The organism is Gallibacterium sp. ZY190522, assembly GCF_054166015.1.
In genome coordinates this window covers 2442558-2468044 of the sequence record NZ_CM135118.1, presented here as the reverse complement: position 1 = coordinate 2468044, position 25487 = coordinate 2442558, and the positions used below count along the sequence as shown (strand labels likewise).

Here is a 25487-nt window from a genome sequence, read left to right as displayed (position 1 = left end):
TATTTAAGCTCCTAACAGTGCTTGCCCAATAAATTCACCTTCTTTCACGCCACCAAAACAAGCAAATAGCCCACTACCGATATGTGTAATATATTCATTCAAACGATCAACATTACCTAATGCATTTTGGATAGTAATGAACTGTTCCGGATCTTTTTGATAGCAAATAAAAAGCAGACCACTGTCAAACTGTCCGGTACGAGGATTAATGCCATCTGAATAAGAATAAGCTCGACGTAACATCTGTTTTCCGGTTTTATGAGCCAATGCAGAATGTGAATCGTCCGGAATCATTGGTTTACCGTGATGATTAAGTTTATCCAGATCCAATGGTGCAAATTCCTCTTTTTCGCCAATCGGCGCACCTGAAATACGGTGACGACCAAAAGTACGTTCTTGTTCTTTATAACTGGTTCTATCCCAAGTCTCTAAATGCATCACAATCTTACGCACAATCAAATAACTCCCCCCTTTCAACCAGTCAGGCTGATCTATCCACACTTGCCCATTGAGATCTTTAACGGTATTAGCATTAGCCGTACCATCTTTAAAACCAAACAAGTTACGAGGGGTATCGGTTGGTTTATCCGCCGAAATAAAACCTGCTTGACTCCATTTCATCGTTACATTAGAGCGAGCCACTCTGACTAATTGACGCACAGCGTGAAAAGCCACTTGTGCATCATTGGCACAAGATTGAATACAAATATCACCGCCACTAAACTCCTCTTTCAGCTGATCGCGTGGAAATAACGGCAGATCTTTCAACGCTTTCGGCGCTTTATCCTGCAAGCCTAACTTCTGCAAAAATGATGGTGAAACTCCGAAAGTAAGCGTCAAACCATACGCAGAAAGATCATCCGCTTCTCCGGTATCCGCCGGCGGTACAAAATGATTTTTAGCATATTCTTTTACATTTTTGCCTTGCGTTAGACGTGCTGCATAGGTTGTCCAAGTTTTGAATACTTCTCTTACTTCATCAAGACTTTCGGTTGCTAAATCCAACACCAAAAAATAGACATAAGTCTGTTGTGGTGTAATGATTCCTTGTTGGTGTTCTCCATAAAATGGGTAAGTAATATCAGAAAGACAGTGTTTTTCAGCGACAGAATGATTATCATCTGCCGCTACACTCATACTTAATCCCGAACCGATTAAACTGCCACCAAGCATTAAACCTGATCTTTTTAAAAATTGACGGCGTAGATTATTTGTTGGTCGTTGTACTGTTAAATCATTGCTTTTCATTTGCTCCCCCTTCAAAAAGGAAAAACCACTGCAGATTAACGCAGTGGTTAAGAAAAAATTAGTTAAAATTAATTACTTTCATCAAGAATGACACCCATATGTGCAAGCGGTTCGCCAAGTTTATTCACAGCTTCAGCTAATTCACGCGTATCCTGTTTAGACAACTCGGTATAGGCTTTATAGCCATTTTCACCAACTCTGTATTTATCTAATAAGGCATTTACATTCGCAAACTGTTTATCCAACTCTTTTACCAACTTTTCATCCTTCTGAGCTAATTTTGCTCTCAAAATTTGATAAATTTTTTCTGCACCTTCAACATTAGCTTTAAAATCATAAAGATCGGTATGTGAGAAAATTTCTTCTTCGCCAGTAATCTTGCTGGTAGAGACCTCATTTAATAAATCAACTGCGCCTTGAACCATTAAATCGCCGGTAACTTCTACAGTCGGCACTTTAGCACGCAACTCTTTGACATCATTTAATAATTGATCGGCAATTTGTTCTGTTCCTTTAGTGGTATTTTCTGTCCATAAAATCTTTTCAATTTTATGGAAACCACTCCAAATTTGATTTTCTTCCAAATCTGCTTCACGTGCATCAATGCGTGGATCTAAATCACCAAAACTTTCAGCGATAGGTTCTGAACGCTCGTAATACATTCTGACTAATGGATACAGTTTTTTCGCCTCTTCAACCTTACCTGTTTTTAAAGCAGCTACAAATTGCTCTGTACCTTTAACCAATTCATCAATTTGTTCTATGACAAATGTCTGATATTGCTTAGTTTCTTGTGATAAATCCACTGGCGCTGCAACAGCTGCTTGAGAAAATAAAACGGTTGATGAAATCAATGTAGCAAGCACTAATTTTTTCAATTGGAACATAAATTACCCCTTAAAATATAAATGAGAATAAATTGCATATTTTTGGATAACTTATTGTAAATAGGAATTAATGTCAATAAAAAATTAAAAATAAATAGTTCTTTGGATAAAGGCATTTTTGAATTAAAAGAAACTGCTATGAAGAAAAATTTTTCAATTAGAAATGATATGAAACATTTGAAATTAAGAAATGAAATGGCGCACCCGAAAGGATTCGAACCTTTGACCGCTCGGTTCGTAGCCGAGTACTCTATCCAGCTGAGCTACGGGTGCGCAGATAATTTTTGATTTGCCGATTATAACACTCATTCTTTAATTACTCTAGAGTAGCGAGTAAATGGCGCATCCGAGAGGATTCGAACCTCTGACCGCTCGGTTCGTAGCCGAGTACTCTATCCAGCTGAGCTACGGATGCGTCGAATAAATGGCGGTGAGAGAGGGATTCGAACCCTCGATAGAGTTTCCCCTATACACCCTTAGCAGGGGTGCGCCTTCAGCCTCTCGGCCATCTCACCTCATTCGGTTGAGTCGCTATAATATGGATTTTAAAAAATAAGTCAACGCTTTTTTTCAAATGAGCTCTATTTTAGGATTGGTTGCGTAGATTATCATCAAAATATCTAATTTATAACCAACTCAATACCTATATTTAATCCTCTAACAAAGCTTTCAATCGTGCAAAACCTGCCTGTTGCTTTTGTTTTTTCTCAACTTCTGTTAATGGTGCTTTATCTCTTTCCCATTGCAAATAATCTTGTGGTAACTCTAATAAAAATCGGCTAGGCTCCATTTTTACTAGCTCTCCCATCTGTTTGCGTCTTTTACAACAAGAAAAGGTTAACTCTTTTTGTGCTCGAGTAATTCCAACATAAGCGAGACGACGTTCTTCTTCAATATTATCATCATCAATTGAATTTTGATGAGGTAAGATCCCTTCTTCCATTCCAATTAAATAGACATAAGGAAACTCTAAACCTTTAGAAGCGTGTAATGTCATCAATTGTACTTGATCCCCTTCTTCCTCATTCTCGCTACGCTCCATCATATCACGTAGGGTTAAACGTAATACTGCCTGTGATAAAGTTAGTGGCTCGTTAAATTCATCTCCTTGCAGCATACTATCAACCCATTGCAATAAAGTTGCTACATTTTTAGTTTGTATCTCTGCAACTTTGGGATTTGAAGCCTGTTCATAAAGATAATTTTCATATTGAATATGGGAGAACATTGCTTTAATTGCTTCTTGCGCCTCTCCTCTCACTACTTCATCTGAAGCCTTGACCACCCATTCCGCAAAATCTTGCAATGCTGTATAAGCTTTTGCTGTTACTCGTTGCAATAACTCAAAATCAAAAATTGCTTCAAATAACGAACAATGTTTCTCTTTTGCTAACAGTCCTAATTTTTCTAAGGTTGCTGATCCAATTTCTCGTCTTGGCGTATTGATAATACGAATAAAGGCCGCATCATCATCTTGATTTACCAACAGTCGCAAATACGCCATAATATCCTTAATTTCAACACGCGAGAAAAAAGATGTCCCTCCTGAAATTTTATAAGGAATTCTATTTTGCATTAAGGTTTTTTCTAACAAACGTGATTGATGATTCCCTCTATATAAAATTGCATAATCTCGATAAGCTGTTTTATTTAAAAACCGGTGAGACATCAACTCCGCCACAACACGTTCTGCCTCGTGTTCTTCATTTTGCGCTTCAATAACTTGCAATAAATTCCCAGTTCCTAAATTAGAAAACAATCGCTTAGAAAAAATATGATCATTATTATCAATTAATATATTGGCACAATGTAAAATACGTTGTGTAGAACGATAATTTTGTTCTAATTTAATCACTGACAATGTCGGAAAATCGTCCCTCAAACGAACAATATTTTCCGGATTAGCACCTCTCCAAGAATAAATAGATTGATCATCATCACCAACCACTGTAAATTTTGCCGCTTTACCAACAAGCAATTTGATCAATTCATACTGGCTAGTATTAGTATCCTGATACTCATCAACTAATAAATATTGAATCTTTTCTTGCCATTTTTCTCTAATCGTATCATTAGTACGCAACACCAACGTTGGTAACATAATCAAATCATCAAAATCTACTGCATTCAAAGCCTGAATTTGCGCCATATATTGCTGATAATATGATGCAAATAGATGTTCAACTTCATTTTTAGCTAATTTCATCGCCTCATTCGGCAAGATCAAATTATTTTTACATAAAGAAATATAATTAACTAATTGATTTAATTTGTCTTTATCCGCTTGCAAGGAAATTTTGGTCAACTCTTTTAGTAGTGCCAACTGATCGTGTTCATCAAATAAAGTAATGCTTGACTTAAAAGATAAAGCCTGATGTTCTTTTTTGACAAAATCAAAGCCTAATGTATGAAACGTACAAACCGTTAATCCTTTACTCTTTTTCATACCAATAGAATGCGCCACACGCTCTTTCATTTCTCGTGCTGCCTTATTAGTAAAAGTAACCGCAGCAATTTTAGTGGGGGAATAGTTACAATGTTCTATCAAATAAGCAATTTTATTAATGATAACTCGTGTTTTCCCTGAACCTGCCCCAGCAAGAACAAGACAAGGAGTGTCAATAGTTGTTACGGCCTGTTGCTGTTGTTGATTTAATTTCATCAGTAATTCTATTAATTTAACTTTATAATTGATAAAAATTGTTATCTTAATAAGTAATATAACCTAAATAGTATGCAATTCTAAAACAAAATAAACCAATATAATATGGCGTTATATCCTTAATTTTCTTAATAAAAAAACCCGCCTAGAAGACGGGTTTCAAATTACTCTCTATTGTCAAATCTAATTATTTGATGATTTTCGCTACCACGCCGGCACCTACTGTACGGCCACCTTCACGGATCGCAAAACGTAAACCTTGATCCATCGCAATCGGGTGGATTAAGCTTACTGTCATCTTCACGTTATCTCCTGGCATTACCATTTCTACGCCTTCCGGTAACTCGATTGTTCCAGTTACGTCAGTTGTACGGAAATAGAACTGTGGACGATAACCTTTGAAGAATGGTGTGTGACGTCCACCTTCTTCTTTTGATAATACGTAAACTTCTGATTCAAAATCTGTGTGTGGAGTGATTGAACCCGGTTTTGCTAATACTTGACCACGTTCGATTTCTTCACGTTTTGTACCACGTAATAATGCACCGATGTTTTCACCTGCACGACCTTCGTCAAGTAATTTACGGAACATTTCTACACCAGTTACAGTCGTTTTCGTAGTTTCTTTGATACCTACGATTTCTACTTCTTCACCTGTACGAATAACACCGCGTTCTACACGTCCTGTTACTACAGTACCACGACCTGAAATTGAGAATACGTCTTCAATTGGTAACAAGAACGGTTGGTCTACTGCACGTTCCGGTTCAGGAATGTATGTATCCAAGTAGTTTGCTAATTCAAGAATTTTTTCTTCCCACGCGGCATCACCTTCTAAGGCTTTTAATGCTGAACCACGTACGATTGGAGTATCATCACCTGGGAAATCATATTGTGATAGAAGTTCACGAACTTCCATTTCTACTAATTCTAATAACTCTTCGTCATCTACCATATCGCATTTGTTTAAGAATACGATGATGTATGGTACACCTACTTGGCGTCCTAATAAGATGTGTTCACGAGTTTGTGGCATTGGACCGTCTGTCGCTGCTACTACTAGAATCGCTCCGTCCATTTGCGCCGCACCGGTAATCATATTTTTTACATAGTCGGCGTGTCCCGGACAGTCAACGTGTGCATAGTGACGAGTTGGAGTATCGTATTCAACGTGTGAGGTGTTGATGGTGATACCACGCGCTTTTTCTTCTGGCGCATTATCTATTTGGTCAAATGCACGAGCTGCACCACCGTAGTGTTTTGCTAATACGGTTGTGATGGCTGCGGTTAAAGTTGTTTTACCATGGTCAACGTGGCCGATTGTACCCACGTTTACGTGCGGTTTTGTACGTTCAAATTTTTCTTTAGACACGATAATTTCCTTTTTTAATTAAAATCTGCAACCCATTAATGGGTTGCAGTTGTTACAATTATTTTGCTTTGCGAGCTTCAATTACTGCAGTTGCTACGCTAGCTGGTGCTTCAGCATATTTCAATGGTTCCATTGAGTAAGAAGCACGACCTTGAGTTTGTGAACGAAGATCTGTTGCATAACCAAACATTTCTGATAATGGTACTTCTGCATTAATCTTAGTAACAAATTCATTACTTTCTTGACCATTTACAAGAGCACGGCGACGGCTTAAGTCACCAATAACATCCCCTACATATTCCGCAGGAGTTTCTACTTCTACTTTCATAATTGGCTCAAGTAATACTGGATTTGCTTTAGCAAACGCTGCTTTAAACGCAATTGATGCTGCTAATTTAAATGCCAATTCTGATGAGTCCACATCATGGTAAGAACCGAAATGTAAGCGAACACCGATATCAACTACTGGATATCCTGCTAACGGACCAGCTTTAAGTTGTTCCTGAATACCTTTATCAACAGCTGGAATATATTCACCAGGAATAACACCACCTTTGATTTCGTTAACAAATTCGTATCCTGGCCCTTCTGGATCCAATGGATACAAGTCGATAACAACATGACCATATTGACCGCGACCACCAGATTGTTTTGCGTGTTTACCTTCAACATCGTTGACACGAGTACGAATGGTTTCACGATAAGCAACTTGTGGTTTACCGATATTTGCTTCCACTTTGAATTCACGACGCATACGGTCAACAATAATATCCAAGTGTAATTCACCCATACCGGAAATAATAGTTTGACCCGATTCTTCATCTGTATGAACACGGAATGATGGGTCTTCTTGTGCTAAACGACCTAATGCCAAGCCCATTTTCTCTTGGTCAGCTTTAGTTTTTGGTTCTACTGCAACAGAAATAACTGGCTCTGGGAATTCCATACGTTCAAGGATAATCGGATTATCTGGATCACATAATGTATCACCAGTTGTAACTTCCTTCAGACCAATTGCGGCTGCAATATCACCTGCACGGACTTCTTTGATTTCTTCACGTTTATTAGCGTGCATTTGAACAATACGACCAAAACGTTCACGCTTTTGTTTTACTGAGTTCATCACAGTATCGCCTGAATTTACTACACCTGAGTAAACACGGAAGAATGTTAAGTTACCTACAAATGGATCTGTTGCAATCTTAAATGCTAGTGCTGAGAATGGTTCATCATCACTCGCATGACGCTCACCTTCGGTATCATCAAGATTAATACCTTTAATTGCTGGTACATCAGTAGGAGCTGGTAAATAATCAATAACAGCATCCAACATTGCTTGTACACCTTTGTTCTTAAATGCAGAACCGCAAGTGATAAGAATGATTTCATTCGCTAATACACGTTGACGTAATGCTGCTCTAACTTCTTCTTCAGTTAGTTCTTCACCGCCAAGGTATTTTTCCATTAATTCTTCAGAAGCTTCTGCTGCTGATTCAATCAAGTTTTGGTGCCATTCATCCGCTAAGTCTTTTAAATCAGCTGGAATATCTTCATAGGTGAAAGTCATACCCTGATCAGCTTCATTCCAGTTGATCGCTTTCATTTTAAGAAGGTCAATAACACCTTTAAAGTTATCTTCCGCACCAATTGGTAATTGGATTGGCACAGCAGTTCCACCTAAACGGGTTTTGATTTGTTCAACAACACGTAAGAAGTTTGCACCTGTACGGTCCATTTTATTTACGAACGCAATACGAGGAACGCCGTACTTATTTGCTTGACGCCATACGGTTTCTGATTGAGGTTGAACACCACCTACCGCACAGTAAACCATTACCGCACCGTCAAGAACACGCATTGAACGTTCTACTTCGATAGTAAAGTCGACGTGTCCCGGAGTATCGATAATATTGATACGGTGTTGTGGGAATTGTTTTGACATACCTTGCCAGAAGCAAGTTGTTGCCGCAGAAGTAATTGTAATACCACGTTCTTGTTCTTGCTCCATCCAGTCCATGGTAGCCGCACCATCGTGCACCTCACCGATCTTATGACTTACACCGGTATAGAAAAGAATACGTTCTGTGGTAGTTGTTTTACCTGCGTCGATGTGAGCACTAATACCGATATTACGATAGCGCTCAATAGGAGTAGTACGTGCCACGATTATTTCCTCTCGCTAGGCTTAAAAAAAGTTAAACCAGCAAGCCTTAACAAGGCTTGCCGCATAATAAATGAAATTACCAACGGTAATGTGCAAATGCTTTATTGGCTTCTGCCATTCGATGAACGTCTTCACGTTTCTTCACTGCAGCGCCTTTATTTTCAACTGCATCTGACAACTCGTTAGCAAGACGTAATGCCATAGATTTGTCTCCACGTTTACGAGCTGCTTCTACAATCCAACGCATACCTAATGCATTACGACGAACCGGACGAACTTCTACTGGTACCTGATAAGTAGAACCACCAACACGGCGAGATTTAACCTCTACAGTAGGACGAACATTTTCCAATGCTGCTTCAAACGCTTCTAAATGTTCTTTACCAGTTCTTTGTGCTAATGTATCTAGAGCAGTATAAACAATTTTTTCAGCGATAGATTTTTTACCATCTACCATTAAAACATTAATAAATTTTGCAAGTAATTCTGATCCGAACTTTGGATCTGGAAGAATCTTGCGTTGACCAATCACACGACGACGTGGCATGGTTTTTTCTCCGTATATTAAATCTTCAGGTTATCCAAAACTCTATTTCTGGAGTCTTGTATGCTATCTATGTTCTAAATTAAACGTTTGGCCTTACTTAACGGAGAACCATTAAGCTTTAGGGCGTTTCACGCCGTATTTAGAACGACCTTGTTTACGATCTTTTACGCCTGCACAGTCTAATGCGCCGCGTACGGTGTGGTAACGCACACCTGGTAAGTCTTTAACACGACCGCCACGAATTAATACAACGGAGTGTTCTTGTAAGTTATGACCTTCACCACCAATGTAGGAAGTTACTTCATAACCATTAGTTAAACGAATACGGCATACTTTACGTAATGCTGAATTCGGTTTTTTAGGTGTAGTTGTGTACACACGAGTACACACGCCACGTTTCTGCGGGCAAGCCTCTAATGCAGGAACGTTGCTTTTTACAACCTTTTTCACACGCGGTTTGCGTACTAATTGGTTGATAGTTGCCATTAAAAAGCTCCAGTTTAAATAAAATTATTCACTATTGAATGTTAAATTAACCCCATTCCATAGAAGAATGGACGATGAATTCTATTCTTTAACGATAACTATGTCAAGATTTTGTACAATTAGAATTTAGAGATTAATTTGAGGGTAATAATCCTCAGTGATCTGCACAGTTTGAGATAAATCGATACATTTTGCATTTGTAGCTATTTTACTCAAAACAGAGGAAATACCTCGCGCCATTACATCATTTTCCAATAAGAAATACTGTGTTAATTGATTAAATAATATTGGATACTTCAATGGTAACAATACGCCATCCTGCCATAATAAAATCACATCACATGGGGTTAATTGTTGGAAAATTTGCTGTAACCATTGAATATCATATTCGCGATTGGCAAAGGTATAAAGCATAGCATTCCTTAAAATGTTAAAATTTTTTCTGCTTGATACAGTCGTTTAAAAAAATTTTCATTATCTAATACGACAACAGGTAAAGATAACGCTTCTTTTGAACATTGATAATGTTGCAAATCTTCTTCACAGACAAAGCATTGTTCAATTTCATATAACATTAATAATTTACTCATTGCTGCCGTGTCTTTTTGTAAAATAGCATCCGCTTGTTGCTGTTTTAATAAAGATAATATGCCATCACGCCAAAAAAACACTCCGATTTCTTTTTCATCACAATAAGCAGACATTGCCAATAGAGCATCAAGACCTTCTCTTACTTTACTGCTTCCATAAGGAGGATGGGTAAAAATAAATGCAACTTTCATATGTTAATTTTTTTAAAAAGTAATAACTCGATCAACGGTTAAAACTGCTTGGCTGAATTCCCCCAATCCGGTAAGAACAAACCCTTCTGCCAAATTATTTTGTGTTCCATCTGACGAACAGGCTTCATCAACAATACCTCGACGTTGTGATGCGGCGATACATAGATTTAATGCAAATTGATGTTTTTTCGATAACTGTTGCCACTGCTTGACTAAATTTATTTCGTCATTAGCTGGGTAAACAAACAAATTACCATTTGTTACTCCCGATTGAGAAAAAAAAACCTGATCAATAATATGTCCGGCATTAAGTAATGCTTGTGCAAACTGATAGGCAAGATAACTTGCTTGTGAACCATAAACTGGTTGTGTAACAGAGAGTAGATAACGCATTATTTTAATTCATCCTGCTTAATCTGACGAATGTATAAATAAACTGTATGGCGAGAAATTTCTAACCTTTCCGCCACCTGATTAATAGCGTCTTTTATATCAAAAATTCCTTTCTCAAATAATGAATGAACGATCTGTTTATTTTTATTATTGTTCGACACATTACGATCATTAGTAACATCTTCAATTGTCTGTTCAACCGTTTGCGCTACTAACTCTTCCACTGATGAAGCAAAATTAACTTCCGAAGAACTTTCTTCCTGTTCGTGTGTCGGCATAAATCCTTGTACAAATTCCGCTACCGGTACGCTCAAATTAATATTAATACACAATAAACCGATAATACGTTGCTGAGGGTTTCGAATAGCAATACTAATTGATTTCATCAAACCATTAGTTTTAGCTCGCGTAAAATAAGGTTTAGAGACACTATCCGTTTTCATTTGATGTAATGATCGCAGTGCCAAATCAGTTAACGGAGAACCAACTTTACGATTAGTATTGTGTCCATTAGCGATACAAATGGCAGAATGTTTCAAATTCTCTAAAGAATGAAGCACTATCTCACAATGTCCGCCGATTAATGCCGCAATGCCTTCCACTACAGGAATATAAGATTGAATAATATTATGATCTTCTTTACTAAATGGTTGTTGTTCCTGTAAAAAAATATCATCATCTAAATTCATTGCTATTGCCTTCCATTCTGTACATTAATACTTCTGATCGCTGATTCTTAAACTAAGAACGGACATTACTGTCCGTTTCTTATTTACTTTGTTTTTAATCACTAAAATTACTTACTATTTGATTTCACATCTAATAATTCAATATCAAAAATCAATGTTGAATTTGGTGGAATCTGACCGGTTTGCTGATCACCATAAGCTAAATTCGGTGGCAATACCAATTGAATTTTACCGCCTTTTTTGATTAAACCAATTCCTTCAACCCAACCTGGAATAAGCTGTCCCAACTGGAACTCAATTGGTTGGTTACGTTTATATGAACTATCAAATTCAGTACCATCAATCAATTTTCCACGATAATTCACTTTCACGGTATCATTTTCCGTTGGTGAAACACCTTCACCCATTTTTTCTATACGATAAAGAATCCCGCTTTTAGTTTGTTTTGCTCCATTTTCTTTCGCATATTTTTCGCGATAAACTTTGCCCTTTTCTTCATTCTCTTTTGCAACTTTTTCAAGCTCTACCTGAGTAGCTTTTGTTAATTGCGCATCCAATTCCTGTAACTGCTTTTGTAGAACTTCATCTGAAAGCGTTGTTTTTCCCATTAATGTATCGCGTACACCATCCAAAATTTTATTATTATCATATTCAATCAAAGATTTTTGCCCATCTAAAGATTGTTGAATATTTTTACCTAAAAATACGCCTATAGCATAAGAAGATTGTTCAATAAACTTTTTATCTTTTAATTGAGAATCTTCTGCAAAACTATGGCTACTTATTGCTAACAACACAAAACCAGAAAGAAAAGCAAGTTTTTGAATAGATCGCATAATTATTTGTTCTCCATAAGAAAATAATAGATTTTTACTTCCATAAAAATTTTATTGAATAGATTAAAATGATTTAAGAAAATATACAATATATATTTAAAATTTAAACGAAATTATTAATTTTCCCTATACTTTATTCAGAATTTGGCATAACTATTCAATTCAACAATACAAAGTAGGTTACTCAAGAGGCAATTAATGAACCAATTTGATGATTTAATAGAAAGAATGGATGAACTAGAAACAAAAGTCGCTTTTCAAGAAAACACTATTGAACAACTTAACCAAGCATTGATTGAACAACAATTCATCATCGATAAAATGCAATTACAGCTTCGTTATCTCGCACAAAAACTAAAAGATGTGCAACCATCCAATATCGCAACTCAGACAGAAGAAACACCACCACCACACTATTAACTATCAAAAAGATAAAAAACCTCTGCAATCAACAGACGCAGAGGTTTTTTCAAGCTATAATTCACTATTCGTCATCTTTCAAAGGAACAACCAACATATCAACATTGATATTGTTCATTACTTGACGAGTTGAGGACATTAATTTACTCCAGAAATCCTGGTGATGTCCGACAATAAGAATATCAACATCATATTTGCTTACGGCATCAGCCAACACTGTACCAAGATCGCCATTACCACATAATGTTTCGGTAACCGGATAACCTGCTTGTTTTGCCAATTCAACAAGGGCATCGTGAGTCTCATCGGAAATACGATCTTGCATAGAAGACATATTTACATCGATTAACCCGGTATAGAGGTCGGAAAAATTAACATCTACGTGAATAATAGAAAGTTTAGCTCCATTGTTTTTAGCTACTTGAACAGCTTTAGCTAGTAAAACATTACTTTCTTCAGAAAGGTCTACTGCGACAAGAACGTGCTTATACATAATGATTCCTCCATTTATAATCAGCTAATCGAATAAGCTATGATGTTATACTAACATTAAAATTAAGTGAAAAATTTGCGGTTGATCACGCTATTAAAAATTCAATACAAATTAATTCTAAAATGGAGTATTAAATGACAACAAAATTAGAAAAATTTGCCAAGATTATCGCTAAATTACGCGATCCGAACGGAGGTTGCCCTTGGGATCTAGAACAAACCTATCAAACAATGCCACCTCATATCCTTGAAGAAGCATATGAGGTTGTCGAAGCCATTAATCAAGATGATCGAAAAGAATTAAAAGAAGAACTTGGCGATTTATTGATGCAAGTCGTATTTTTAAGCCAATTAGCTCAAGAAGAGGGAACATTTACGCTCAATGATGTGATTGACGGCATTACCGATAAAATTATCCGGCGTCATCCACACGTTTTCGGTGAAATAAAAGCAGATAATAGCGAGGAAGTACTGAAAAATTGGGAGAATATCAAACAGCAGGAACGTTATAAAAAAGCACAATATTCCATTTTGGATAATGTGCCGATAGCACTCCCTTCTTTACTTCGTGCTGCTAAATTGCAAAAGCGTTGTGCAAAAGTAGGTTTTGATTGGTCAGAATTGGAACCAACAATACAAAAAGTTGAAGAAGAGTTACAGGAAGTTAGAGATGAGATCTTAAAACAACCTCAAAATCCTCAGGAAATAGAAGAGGAGATAGGTGATCTACTCTTTGCTACCGTCAATGTTGCTAGACATTTAAAACTTAATCCAGAAGAGGCTTTACGCAAAGCAAATTTGAAATTTGAACGCCGTTTCCGTCAAGTTGAACAACGTATTCTTGACTCTGGTCGCCAACTGGAACAAGTATCTTTAGCAGAAATGGATTTAATTTGGGATCAAATAAAACGACAAGAAAAACAAGAGGATCATTAACGTACTATGTTATTAAATCGTATTTATAGCTGGTTTGAACATCGGCTTAATCCTTATCCGGATGAAATGCCTGAAGTACCGAAACACGGATTAATTAAATTTATTTGGTCCTGTACCGAAGGAATGCGCGGTTGGATTTTATTACTCACCATTATGGTCATCGGTATCGGTGCAATGGAAGCCATTTTATTTCAGTTTATGGGGGTATTAGTGGATTGGTTATCACAATATTCACCACAACAATTATGGCACCAAAAACAGTGGCAATTAATCGCAATGGCGGCTTTAATGCTGTTCAGTATTCTTTGGTCATTCATTGCCGCCAATATCCATCTGCAAACTTTACAAGGCGTTTTTCCAATGCGGTTACGTTGGAATTTTCACCGTTTAATGCTAGGACAAAGTTTAGGTTTTTATCAGGATGAATTTGCTGGACGTGTTTCAGCAAAAGTAATGCAAACAGCACTGGCTGTACGAGATACGGTTTTGACGATTTCTGATGTGATGACCTATGTTATCGTCTATTTCATTACTTCCGGTGCAGTACTAATCGCATTGGACGGTTGGTTTGTACTACCATTTATTATATGGTTAGTACTGTTTATCATAATTCTGAAAATTTTTATCCCAAAATTGGCATACACAGCAGAACGTCAAGCCGATGCCCGTTCTTTAATGACCGGTCGTATAACTGATGCTTACGCCAATATTACTACAGTCAAACTCTTTTCTCACGGTTTACGAGAAGCTAGTTATGCTAAACGCTCAATGCAAGAATTTATGGTAACTGTTCACGCACAAATGCGATTAGCAACCTCTTTAGAAACGCTCACCTATTTAACCAATATTCTATTAACACTCAGCACTGGTTTTTTAGGTTTATGGCTATGGAGCAGAGGCAGCACTGGGGTCGGTGCTATTGCTACTGCTATCGCAATGGCATTGAGAGTGAACAATCTTTCTCGTTGGATTATGTGGGAAGCAGCTCGTCTTTTTGAAAACATCGGTACTGTGAATGACGGTATGCACACACTATCCAAACCGCATACGATAGTTGATAAAATCAATGCAACTGATCTAGTCGTACATAAAGGAGAAATTAAATTTGAACACATTAACTTCTCTTATGAAGCAGATAAACCGTTGCTAACAGATTTTAATCTCACCATTAAACCGGGAGAAAAAGTAGGTTTAATTGGTCGTTCCGGTGCTGGTAAATCCACTATCGTAAACTTGTTATTACGTTTTTATGAAGCAGATCAAGGCAATATCACTATTGATGGGCAGAATATTTGCAATGTCCGCCAAGAAAGTTTACGTAGTCAGATCGGCTTAGTAACACAAGACACCTCATTGTTACACCGTTCCGTGCGTGAAAATATTATCTATGGAAGACCCGATGCCAGTGAAGAAGAAATGATCTCAGCGGCGGAACGTGCCGAAGCAGCTGGGTTTATTCCAACTTTAAGTGATGCACAAGGTCGCCACGGTTATGACGCTCACGTTGGTGAACGAGGTGTTAAGCTTTCCGGAGGGCAACGTCAACGCATTGCCATCGCTCGTGTAATGTTAAAAGATGCACCAATTTTATTATTGGATGAAGCTACTAGCGCATTGGATTCCGAAGTTGAAGCCGCCATTCAAGAAAGTTTAGATAAAATGATGGAAAATAAAACCGTTATTGCTATTGCACACCGTCTTTCCACGATTGCAGCAATGGATCGTCTCATTGTGTTGGATAAAGGTCATATTGTTGAACAGGGAACTCACAGTGAGTTATTGGCTCAAAATGGACTTTACGCTAAATTATGGAAACATCAAAGTGGTGGTTTTCTTAGCGAAAATTAACTCATTTTCAATCAGCAAAAATAAACAGAGGGCTTTGTATCGCCCTCTGTTTTCTCTTACTCTATTATTCACATCCATCTATTGAAGTTACTGTTTTTTACACTGTGTAATAATATCCAATTCCTTTTTATATACCGAAGTATTCGGGTTCATATCCATTAAACCAAATAAGGTACTGTATAAATTATCGTGTGAATAAGATCGTTGCTGAGCATTTCGTTCTAAACAATCGAAATCAATATTTTCATTCTGTCTAAAGCGATCTGAGAACCACATTATCATTGGAATTCGGGTTTGCTGTTCTGGTGCAATAGCATAAGGAGTGCCGTGTAAATAAACACCATTTTCACCTAATGATTCTCCGTGATCTGATAAATAATAAACAGCAGCTTCCAGTTCTGGATGAGATTCCATTTTCTTAATTACATTATCTAAAAACTGATCAATATATAAAATGCCATTATTATAAGTATTCACTAATTGTTCATTGCTACACTTCTGAATTTCATTAGTATCGCAAGTCGGTGTAAAACGGCGGTACTGTTCGGAATAACGCTCATAATAAGTTGGTCCGTGACTACCAATTGTATGCAAAACTAGCACTGTGTCTTTATGCGTTTTTTTAATTACATCATCAATATACGATAATAAAATATTGTCCAAACATTCACCATCCTTACAATACTGAGGATCATTGGTTGCCGTAATATCTTTATTCAGAACACGTTCACATACTCCCTTACAACCGCTGTCATTATCTAACCAGATCACTTCTACACCAGCACGCTGCAACACATCCAAAATATTATCTTGATGAGATGCCTTAACTGCATCATAACCATCTCTTCCCATACCCGAAAACATACAAGGCACTGAAAGTGCGGTCGCTGTACCACAACTGGAAACATTTCTAAAATTAATTATCTGTTTTCCTCGAGCCGCCAACAATGGTGTAGTTTGTGGTTGATAGCCATTTAACCCCCAATTTTGTGCTCGAGTAGTTTCACCAACAACCAATACTGTAAAGTGACGATAGTCATCCGGTTTTTCCTGTGCTGCATCCAAACCTAATTGTGTATACGGCATATTAGCTTCACGAATTCGTTTAATCTCATTAATACCAGCACTAATAAAATTAGAAGGTACAATTAATGCCGGCACACTCTTGTTATTTCGCACAAATCCTGCGTAATCCTGATAGAAGACTTTTGCAATACCAACAATCACAACTGCTGAAAGCAAAATTAAACCAATGCGATAAGCAATTTCTTTATACCAAACACGATAATCAACCTTCACCAATAAATATAATAATGCCGGCACAACGCCAAAGCCGATAATCCAAGCAATATAAGGCAATGTCATCATTCGAGAACTTTCGGCAAAGTTGGTCTGCAAAACATTTTCCAACATATCGGTTGTAAAATAGACATCTAGAAAAACTTCGCTATAACCAATCGCTGCACTGATGATCAACAACGCTGGTATAAGCACTTTATGCAATAATGGTAGTGCCAAAATTTGAAATACCGCATTCAACACAAAAAAGACAAAGAAAGGTACAGTTAATAAGAAGTAATCCCCTGCCGCACCGGTAAAAGGATGGATTGAAAGCACTTTTGCATAAAATGCATAATTTAAGATCAGTGTAAAATAGAGTGCAACCAAAGCCATTAAGGTGGACGATCGCATTGACAATGCTATTTTCTGCATAAAATAAAAATTCCCTAATCTAAATAAATCTGCCACGCTTTGACAATGGTTTTAATCCAATAGTTCTATTGCATAATAAAAAACTGCACACGATGGTGCAGTTTTTTCTAACTATAACTAAAAGAGAGCTTAAATTTCCTGAATAATGCGATAAACCCAATTTTCTAGTGGATCGTTGATTTTTTTCATCTCAAGCCACATTTCTTCCAGCATCTCTTTCTTCACTGAAGTATAACGCTTGTCATAAAAGAGATTTTCCATTTCCTCAGGATCTCTGACGATATCATATAGTTCACAAACATCGCTGGCATTAAAAACTAATTTATAATCTTTACGCCGCCACATTCGCTGTTCAAAATAAACAAAATGTCCGGCTAACTGTGCTAATAAGCCTTTCCGATTATTATTTTTATGTTGCCTTATTATTGGTAATAAACTGGCACCTTCAAATTCGGTAGGTATAGGCTGATTGGCAACATCATATACCGTCGAAGTTAAATCATGCAGGTAGACTAAATTATCATCTCGTTGATTAATTCGATCGGATAATGGGTCTTTAATAATTAAAGGAATATTATAAGTACTATCAAACATAAACTCCCCTTTCTCAATCATTCGATGATGTCCCATTGCATCACCATGGTCTGCCGTTATTACAATAAAGCTTTCTTCATATAATCCTTTTTCTTTTAAAAATTTAAACAATTCGCCTATTGCATCATCAATCAATGTAATATAACCCCAGAATTTTGTGATGACCTCTTTCCAATGTGCTTCACTTGCTTCCCACATTCCCCACATTTTAGAAATAGTTCTATAATGCCCAGGCTTCCCTTCTAGCGGCTTAAAAAAACTTTTATCCAATATCACATCTTTTGGATCATACATAGAATAATAGGGTTCAGGAACAATGCAAGGCGTGTGAGGCCCCCAGAAATTTATCCAAGTAAAGAATGGCTTTCCCTCATCCAAAGACTCTTGAATATAACGCTTTGTTTCATCAAGCAGAAAATATGGAATAGTTTGTTCTTTAGAACCCGATAATAAACCACATAATTCTTGAACTCGTAAATGTGGATTATCACCAAAATAGGCCCGACTAACTTCTGGAATATCAAATCCTTTTTCCATTAGCCATGATTGATAACGATTAGAATGAGTAGGTGGCTGATCAAAAACAAGATTTTTGTAAACTCGACTACCTGGGTATCCATAACCATCAAAATTATGCCCTTTAATACCATAATCAGCAGGTACTGATTTTGTGCCTACATGCCATTTCCCAACCACATAACTATTGTACCCTTCAAGATGAGTAATATTAGGTTGATTAACATCCACTTCACCGCTACCACCTTTTTCACCATTTCTAATAATGCCGTGAGAAGAAGGCATTAATCCTGTGAATAAAGAGGTTCTTGCTGGTCCACATACAGATGCAGGCGTAAAAGCATTATCAAAACAAATTCCCTCTTTCGCCAATTTATCTATATTAGGCGTTTTAACAATGCTATGCCCATAAGGACCTAGCATATCCTTTCTTACTTGATCTAATAAAATATAAATTATATTACGCATATTTAGCCTTCTGTTTATTCTTTCCTACCACCATAAATAAGACAACTTGAAGAATCAAATATCCTCCAATAATCCATAATGGTTTACCATTCATAGAAGCTAGTCCAATAGGAGATAATAGTGCATAAAGTGTTATCAATCCTAAAATGAGCGATGCCACGGTAACATTGACATATTCCCAATTACTTAGGTCAACATTACTTTTATTTTCAGAATTATCTTGATAAGGTGTTTTTCTTCTTAAGAATATACCTAAAAACAACATCACAGCAACATCAAAGACAAATAGTGCAGCCATCACATAGACGAAATTAATTTTTACATTAAATACCCATACGATTAAGAAATATAAAATAACATGGAGAAGCAACGCAATTCTTGCTGCCAAGCCTGAAACAGTTTTATTAAATAATCCTACTGCAAATAAAGCAACAATAGGAATATTCACAAAACCAGCAAAACGTTTAGTAATTAAGAAAATACCATCTGTGCCAAACATTAATAATGGACCAATAATAATTGTAATAATCGCCATAAATGCTGAAACTTTTTTCGCATATGTAATCAATTCTGAATCACTAAATGTTTTTTTGCTAATTGAAGGTAATAAATCCTTACAATAAATTGTTGCTGCTGAATTTAAGAATGAATTAAATGTACTTAAAATAGCACCGAATAATGCTGCAACAAAGAAACCTTGTAATACAGTTGGCAATACTCGGTTGACTAATTCCGGGTAAGATAAATCAATTGGATTCAAACCTTCACCAATAATGTGGAAACTAAGCAGTCCTGGTAAATTTAAAATTATTGGTAACAGTAATAAAAATAAGGCTGCAATTAATATTCCTTTCTGCCCTGCTTTTAAATCTTTAGCCCCTAATGCTCTTTGTACTATTGCTTGATTGGTTGTCCAATAAAAGAAGTGAACTAACATAATACCGGTAAAAATTGTCGGCCAAGGTACGGCATCTGTCGCACTGCCTATTGCATTAAACTTCTCTACATGAGTGGTGCCAATAATATGCACCCCTTCCATAAAACTACCATTTCCTAAATAAATCAAGGCAAAAATAGGAACCAAAATAGCACCAATCACAAGAATAATAGCATTAATTGTGTCTGAAACTGCCACAGCTTTTAATCCACCAAATATCGCATATGCAGCTCCAACAACCCCAATAGCAATTATGGTATAAACAATAGATTCTCCATAACTAATATTAAAAGCCGCTTCCAAATTAAATATTTTATTAAATGCAATAGCCCCAGTATAAAGAGCTGTTGGAATAACAATAAAAAGATAGAAAACTAAAAAAAGACCAGACATAATTAAACGTGTCTGTCTATCAAAACGGTTTTCAAAAAACTCCGGAATAGTAGTATATCCGTTTCTAATATACTTCGGTAACAAATATACTGCTAAAAAGCATAATGGAATTACTGTAGGTACTGTCCAAGCTATAATTGAGAAATTACCAATATAGGAATTGGCATTCACACCTATAATTTGTTCTGTAGATAATGAAGTTAATATCATAGAACAGCCAATGATAAAGCCACTTAATCCCCTTCCAGCAAGGAAATAACCTTTAGAGGTTGACAAATCATCGTGTCTAGTTTTTAACCAAGAAATAAGTGCCACTCCCCCTGTCACTAATAAAAAACTCAATATTGTTAATAACATATTGCCTCCTATCCTTTCCAAAATATACATATTCATATACAAGAATAGAAGTTTTTATTTTTATTAGTTATGATAATAATCATAGTTAATATGTGAGAAAGATCACAAATTCTAAAAGTAAATTTTATAAGTAATATATTTATGTAACAATTTTCTGTTTTTTATTTCGGTTAACGAGATAACATACTCATTATCTCTCTTGTACTTCTACCTTGTCGAATAATATCCCGAATACGTGACATTATTGGAGCACTATGACGGAAAAAGAAGTGGTATGAAGGACATAAATAATTTTGTTTAAATTGTTCTCCTTTCAAAGAAACAATACGATGTTTCGGACATCCACCATAACAAAAATGCCGCACCTCACATTTCTGACATTGTTTTGTTAACGTTTCCAATTTAGCGTTACCAAATCTTATCTGTTTAGGTGAATTAACGATATGAGTTAATGATTGATGATTCACATTGCCTATTTTATAGGCGGGGTAAACAAAATGATCACAACTATAAACATCACCATTTGACTCTAATATCATCGCTCTACCACAGGTTTCCTGATGAACACAACTTCTTGATGGAAATCCTAACCATTGACCTAATAAATCATCAAACATATTAATAAAAATATGACCTATATCCTCTTTGATCCATTCATTAAATACATCCAATAAAAATTGCCCATATCCTTCTGCAGGAACAGAAAATGGTGTCATTCGATAGTTTTTACCTGGATTAAAATCTTGTCGTTGTGCTGAATAATTAGCAACTTCCACAATAGGAATAAATTGCATAAAAGTCGAGCCCAATGCTTTTAATGCTTGATAGGTTTCCTTTCCTTTATTCCAATTACGATCATTTACAACAGTTAACGTATTAAAATCAACTTGATATGCTTTTAATAATTCAATAGCGTGCTTTACGCGAGCAAAAGTAGGTTGCCCATTGATAGAAATGCGATATTTATTATGCACCTCCTCTAGTCCATCAACCGAGATCCCAATTAAAAATTTATTATCTTTAAAGAATTCGCACCATTGCCGATTTAAAGCCATCCCGTTAGTTTGAAAACTATTGCTAATTTGTTTAGTTCCAGCAAATTTTGATTGTAGGCTAACCACTTTCCTAAAAAAATCTAATCCCAATAAAGTTGGCTCACCGCCTTGCCACATAAAATCAATTCGTTCACCTGGAAATGAATCAATATAATTTTTAATGTAATTTTCCAATGTCTGTTCCGTCATTGAATTGATATGACGCGTAAACACCTGTTCTTTTTGTAAATAAAAGCAATATTCACATTTAATATTGCAATGAAAACTACTGGGTTTCGCCATCATATGGAAATAAATTTTTTTCTGTTTCGACATAAAATTAAAGCTCTCAAATAACATAATAAATTTAAATGAGTTGTAACAATAACATATATGATGCGATAAGAAGTAGAGTTAAACCTAATAACTTTTGGGATAATTCAGGCTTCAATTTACCTCGAATTTTCATAGAGAAGAAACTCATTACAAATGAGCTAAGCACAACAATTACAACAATACTAAAATTCACATAACCAACTTGCCATGAATGAGGGATAATAATACCTGGCGATTTAGATAAATAGCCATACAAATTACCAATACCTCCAATTACCATCATATAATTTGTATATACTGCGATTTGTCTAATATTGATACTTGGCAATTGAGCAATCAAAGGCGACATAATAGATCCACCGCCAATACCTGTGATACCTGCTATTCCCCCACCTAAAAAGCAAGCTAAAATACCTGGCAATGTATCGTTACTTTGCTCACGTTTTTTTCTGTCTCCTTTTATATCCAACAGGGTTTTAAGTGCTAATAACACTAAAGTTACAACAAAAATAGTCACAATGACGAAATCTGACACATCAAAACTAAGGTAGAAGCCAAGCTGCACCCCTACAATCATAGCCAATGACCAAAAAATCATCTTTTTTTTATCAATCTGAATTTTTTGTTTAATAAAATAGATTAAATTGATCACTGAAGTTCCCATTACAATCGTTAAAGAAGTCGCCGCAACCATCTGCAAAGGCATCTCTGGGAACATCGTATGCAACACTGGTACCATCAAAACGCCGCCGCCAATTCCAAATAAGGCAGACATCAGATTAGACAAAAATCCACATACGACTAATGTAATAATAATCGGTAAAGTCATATTCCATCCTAATAATTTTTCTTTATTATGAATGAGCTTTACACAATAACTTTATGATCATCATCATATTGATAAGTTATAAATATATAACCATTCACAATATAATACCCTATAAAAATTTGTGAAGTATCTCACAATAAGTTTATGATAATTATCATAATTATTTGGCTCCATTGCTTTTTATACTCAAATCATTATTAACTTTCTCACATAGTAGAAAAACTTTATGAAACAGAATCATCTTATGGAATATTATGTTGGTATTGATATTGGAGGCACTAATACTAAAATCGGTATTGTGGATAATCATTGTAATATCCTCATTGAACGCTCTATCAAAACACTATCCATACAAGGTGCACAACAAACATTTGCTCGTATTTGGCAGACAGTACAAGATATGGCAAATGCATTGAATATCTCTACTGATCAGCTACTCGGTATAGGTTTAGGCATTCCCGGTTTAGTCGTAAATCAGGCAATTATCTCGCGCGCCTCAAACTTCTCTTGGGGAGATAACTTTAACGCTAAACAATTAATGGAAGATATTTCTCAAAAATTCGTGAAAGTCGAAAAAGACGTGAATAATATCGCTTTAGGAGAATTATTATTCGGTAGTGGTCGGGGCTTTAATAATATTATTGTCATATCTATTGGTACGGGGTTGTCCGCCGGTATCATTATTGATCAAAAAATCTTATCTGGAGTAAATGGTTGTGCCGGTGAGTTTGGTCATATTGTGGTTAATGAAAAAGGATTAAAATGTGGTTGTGGTTTAACCGGATGTCTTGAAACTTATGCCTCTGCCACCGGAATTCTTAGAGAAACTAAAAGACTGATACTTGAAAAGAAAGTAGGAATGTTGAGTGAACAATTCTATCATCACTTATCTGACTTAGAAGTCAGCCATATATTTGATTTTTACAATAAAAATGATGAAATTGCGATTGAAGTAATAGAAAACTTCTGCAAATATTTAGCTTACGGATTGGGTGTATTGTTAAATACAGTTGATCCAGAACTTGTGATTTTAGCTGGAGGCGTTTCTAAATCAGCAGATTTAATCATACAAAAAGTAAAAATATATCTAACTCGTTATGCATTATCTACATCTTTAGAGAAAATCCAAATAAAACACTGTCAATTACTTGATTCTGCTGGTATAAAAGGCGCTGCATCACTCGTTATTAATGACTATAGGCATAGAACACACAATGAATCAAATATTATCTCCTTATGACTTGAAGTGTTGTCAATGTACCCCTTTACATACAGTACCAAAAGGCACAGTACTTTATCTTCAAGGCGATTCATCACACGAATTTTATTTTGTTGAAAAAGGGTTAGTTGGTCTATATCACATGCTAGAGAACGGCAAAGAAAGCTTAGTTAGAATTTATAAACAAGGCGATTATTTCGGTTTTAGAACGCTCTTTGGCGATGGTACATATCACTGTAGTGCAAGGATCTTAAAAAAATCTGAAATTATTAGGATTACACCTCAAGATTTAGATAACTTTTTTTTAGAAAATCCCCATACTGTCCATATGCTATTTCAAATACTGGCAAATGAACTAAGAGATGCTGAGAGTAGGCTAGCAAAAAGTGCTTATCTAAAAAGTTTAGATAGAATTATTGATAGCATCTGTTTTCTTAATGAAAACTTCCCTGAATATAATTGGACAAACCGTGAAATTGCAGAGTACACAGGTTGTGAAACCGAAACTGCAATCCGAATTACTAAAGAATTACGGCGTAAAAATCTACTCTAAATCATAAAAAACCTGTTTCTTTATAGAAACAGGTTTCTTTTTATTTTTCACTACATACTCTTGGGAAGAAAATCTCATTTTCGAAATAAATATGCTCGTGAAGATCGGCAATAAATTTCTCAATACCGCTGTAAAGCGCTTGCCAAGTGCCACAAGCTCCCTTAGGAAGCGTTAAATTACGCGTTAAAGTTAATAATGTTCTCACATCTTCTTCCGCTTCATCGTGTTCCGCCAACATTACTTGAATCGGCATTCTTGCCATTGCATATTGACCAGCTTTAATCATTTGAAACAGAATCTGCTCTTCTTTCCGCATATGCATATCAAGATCTTGATAAATTTTATCTAAAATAGACGAACTGCCTGCCGGGCAATTCGGACTGTCGGCGTGAACCTGTTCAACGGTTTGCGCCAATTTAATTAACTCCGGCAACTGTTGACGATGACGTTGGTGATAACCGTTTTCCACAAAAGCAATCACTTCGTGATAATCTGCCGTACACCATTTTTGCACATCTGAATCAGAAAAATAATTTTGTTGAGACGCTGCTGTCATAAATCTCTCCTCAGAGGTCATAAAGGTAATATCCGACTGAAATGGTAAGATTTACTGATAGCAAAAACAATTACCCAATATGGTGTATTTCTTTTACTGCTTAAAATAACCACTTTGCTTAACGATATTCTTTATTCTTTTGATAAATAAAATTGATGAAATTAGCCGATCTCTATCTTTTTCTAGTACAATAGCTTGGTTTTGGTAAGTAAATATTTAA

24 protein-coding genes and 3 tRNA genes are annotated in these 25487 nt (G+C 36.0%); 5 read left to right on the top strand and 22 right to left on the bottom strand.

The features are described from left to right. Positions 1-3 precede the first annotated feature (3 nt). From efeB to fkpA, 15 genes are all read right to left on the bottom strand, one after another. Positions 4-1248 carry an iron uptake transporter deferrochelatase/peroxidase subunit gene (efeB, locus tag ACXPAV_RS11985; RefSeq protein WP_458003598.1) on the bottom strand — a complete coding sequence of 415 codons (1245 nt, stop codon included), beginning with the start codon at positions 1246-1248 and terminating at the stop codon, positions 4-6. A gap of 68 nt (positions 1249-1316) precedes the next feature. Then, positions 1317-2135 (bottom strand): iron uptake system protein EfeO, encoded by an 819-nt coding sequence (gene efeO / locus ACXPAV_RS11980; protein WP_039150053.1) that lies wholly within the window; start codon positions 2133-2135, stop codon positions 1317-1319. Between the two features lie 196 nt (positions 2136-2331). Then, a tRNA-Arg gene (locus ACXPAV_RS11975) sits at positions 2332-2408 on the bottom strand. A gap of 65 nt (positions 2409-2473) precedes the next feature. Beyond that, positions 2474-2550 (bottom strand) — tRNA-Arg (locus ACXPAV_RS11970). A 10-nt stretch (positions 2551-2560) separates the two neighbouring features. Continuing rightward, positions 2561-2650: transfer RNA gene (locus tag ACXPAV_RS11965), tRNA-Ser, on the bottom strand. Between the two features lie 134 nt (positions 2651-2784). Beyond that, on the bottom strand, positions 2785-4797 hold the full coding sequence (gene rep / locus ACXPAV_RS11960; protein ID WP_458003597.1) for a DNA helicase Rep: 2013 nt from the start codon (positions 4795-4797) through the stop codon (positions 2785-2787). 187 nt (positions 4798-4984) lie between these two features. After that, on the bottom strand, positions 4985-6169 hold the full coding sequence (tuf, locus tag ACXPAV_RS11955) for an elongation factor Tu (protein ID WP_065231733.1): 1185 nt from the start codon (positions 6167-6169) through the stop codon (positions 4985-4987). Positions 6170-6227: 58 nt separating this feature from the next. Then, a complete protein-coding gene (gene fusA / locus ACXPAV_RS11950) occupies positions 6228-8333 on the bottom strand; it encodes an elongation factor G (protein WP_039133333.1) in 2106 nt (701 codons plus the stop codon). A gap of 76 nt (positions 8334-8409) precedes the next feature. Then, positions 8410-8880, bottom strand: a complete 471-nt coding sequence (gene rpsG / locus ACXPAV_RS11945) for a 30S ribosomal protein S7 (protein WP_039133337.1) — start codon at positions 8878-8880, stop codon at positions 8410-8412. 111 nt (positions 8881-8991) lie between these two features. Continuing rightward, the gene (gene rpsL / locus ACXPAV_RS11940; RefSeq protein WP_013745731.1) at positions 8992-9366 is read right to left on the bottom strand and encodes a 30S ribosomal protein S12; all 375 of its coding nucleotides are present in this window, start codon (positions 9364-9366) and stop codon (positions 8992-8994) included. Between the two features lie 126 nt (positions 9367-9492). Further along, a complete protein-coding gene (locus ACXPAV_RS11935) occupies positions 9493-9780 on the bottom strand; it encodes a DsrH/TusB family sulfur relay protein (protein WP_039133340.1) in 288 nt (95 codons plus the stop codon). 8 nt (positions 9781-9788) lie between these two features. Next, positions 9789-10148, bottom strand: a complete 360-nt coding sequence (tusC, locus tag ACXPAV_RS11930) for a sulfurtransferase complex subunit TusC (protein ID WP_039133343.1) — start codon at positions 10146-10148, stop codon at positions 9789-9791. Between the two features lie 12 nt (positions 10149-10160). Next, on the bottom strand, positions 10161-10541 hold the full coding sequence (gene tusD, locus ACXPAV_RS11925) for a sulfurtransferase complex subunit TusD (RefSeq protein WP_039133346.1): 381 nt from the start codon (positions 10539-10541) through the stop codon (positions 10161-10163). Further along, the gene (locus ACXPAV_RS11920; protein WP_039133349.1) at positions 10541-11230 is read right to left on the bottom strand and encodes a helix-turn-helix transcriptional regulator; all 690 of its coding nucleotides are present in this window, start codon (positions 11228-11230) and stop codon (positions 10541-10543) included. Before ACXPAV_RS11920 ends, tusD begins: the two co-directional genes overlap by 1 nt. Positions 11231-11337: 107 nt before the next feature. Next, a complete protein-coding gene (gene fkpA, locus ACXPAV_RS11915; RefSeq protein ID WP_458003596.1) occupies positions 11338-12066 on the bottom strand; it encodes an FKBP-type peptidyl-prolyl cis-trans isomerase in 729 nt (242 codons plus the stop codon). A 198-nt stretch (positions 12067-12264) separates the two neighbouring features. Here fkpA and ACXPAV_RS11910 point away from each other — a divergent pair, with 198 nt between their 5' ends. After that, on the top strand, positions 12265-12486 hold the full coding sequence (locus ACXPAV_RS11910) for a SlyX family protein (protein WP_039133355.1): 222 nt from the start codon (positions 12265-12267) through the stop codon (positions 12484-12486). A gap of 64 nt (positions 12487-12550) precedes the next feature. Here the strand turns inward: ACXPAV_RS11910 and uspA are convergent, their stop codons facing one another. Beyond that, entirely contained in the window at positions 12551-12979 is a 429-nt protein-coding gene (gene uspA / locus ACXPAV_RS11905) for a universal stress protein UspA (protein ID WP_039087649.1), read from the bottom strand. Positions 12980-13113: 134 nt separating this feature from the next. On the opposite strand from uspA, the gene mazG reads away from it, so the two are divergent. Then, entirely contained in the window at positions 13114-13914 is an 801-nt protein-coding gene (gene mazG / locus ACXPAV_RS11900) for a nucleoside triphosphate pyrophosphohydrolase (protein ID WP_458003595.1), read from the top strand. A gap of 6 nt (positions 13915-13920) precedes the next feature. Continuing rightward, on the top strand, positions 13921-15762 hold the full coding sequence (locus ACXPAV_RS11895; RefSeq protein ID WP_458003594.1) for an ABC transporter ATP-binding protein: 1842 nt from the start codon (positions 13921-13923) through the stop codon (positions 15760-15762). Between the two features lie 87 nt (positions 15763-15849). On the opposite strand, the gene ACXPAV_RS11890 is transcribed toward ACXPAV_RS11895, so the two are convergent. The 5 genes from ACXPAV_RS11890 to ACXPAV_RS11870 form a co-directional block, all read right to left on the bottom strand. Further along, positions 15850-17475: a phosphoethanolamine transferase gene (locus ACXPAV_RS11890; protein WP_458003593.1), complete on the bottom strand. Its 1626-nt coding sequence runs from the start codon at positions 17473-17475 to the stop codon at positions 15850-15852. Positions 17476-17604: 129 nt separating this feature from the next. Then, positions 17605-19053 (bottom strand): sulfatase-like hydrolase/transferase, encoded by a 1449-nt coding sequence (locus tag ACXPAV_RS11885; RefSeq protein ID WP_039133366.1) that lies wholly within the window; start codon positions 19051-19053, stop codon positions 17605-17607. Then, positions 19046-20740: a solute:sodium symporter family transporter gene (locus ACXPAV_RS11880; protein WP_458003592.1), complete on the bottom strand. Its 1695-nt coding sequence runs from the start codon at positions 20738-20740 to the stop codon at positions 19046-19048. The genes ACXPAV_RS11885 and ACXPAV_RS11880 overlap by 8 nt, the downstream gene beginning before the upstream one ends. Positions 20741-20910: 170 nt before the next feature. Next, on the bottom strand, positions 20911-22110 hold the full coding sequence (locus tag ACXPAV_RS11875) for an anaerobic sulfatase maturase (RefSeq protein WP_039133374.1): 1200 nt from the start codon (positions 22108-22110) through the stop codon (positions 20911-20913). Between the two features lie 31 nt (positions 22111-22141). After that, positions 22142-22939, bottom strand: coding sequence for a sulfite exporter TauE/SafE family protein (locus ACXPAV_RS11870; RefSeq protein WP_039133377.1), 798 nt, complete (start codon positions 22937-22939; stop codon positions 22142-22144). A 226-nt stretch (positions 22940-23165) separates the two neighbouring features. Here ACXPAV_RS11870 and ACXPAV_RS11865 point away from each other — a divergent pair, with 226 nt between their 5' ends. Both ACXPAV_RS11865 and ACXPAV_RS11860 read left to right on the top strand, forming a co-directional pair. Continuing rightward, on the top strand, positions 23166-24179 hold the full coding sequence (locus ACXPAV_RS11865; protein WP_458003591.1) for an ROK family protein: 1014 nt from the start codon (positions 23166-23168) through the stop codon (positions 24177-24179). Then, complete coding sequence (locus ACXPAV_RS11860) at positions 24154-24711, top strand: Crp/Fnr family transcriptional regulator (protein ID WP_013745747.1); 558 nt, start codon at positions 24154-24156, stop codon at positions 24709-24711. The genes ACXPAV_RS11865 and ACXPAV_RS11860 overlap by 26 nt, the downstream gene beginning before the upstream one ends. 40 nt (positions 24712-24751) lie before the next feature. Here ACXPAV_RS11860 and ACXPAV_RS11855 read toward each other — a convergent pair whose 3' ends face one another. Beyond that, positions 24752-25267, bottom strand: coding sequence for a hemerythrin domain-containing protein (locus ACXPAV_RS11855; protein WP_065231433.1), 516 nt, complete (start codon positions 25265-25267; stop codon positions 24752-24754). Positions 25268-25487 lie beyond the last annotated feature (220 nt).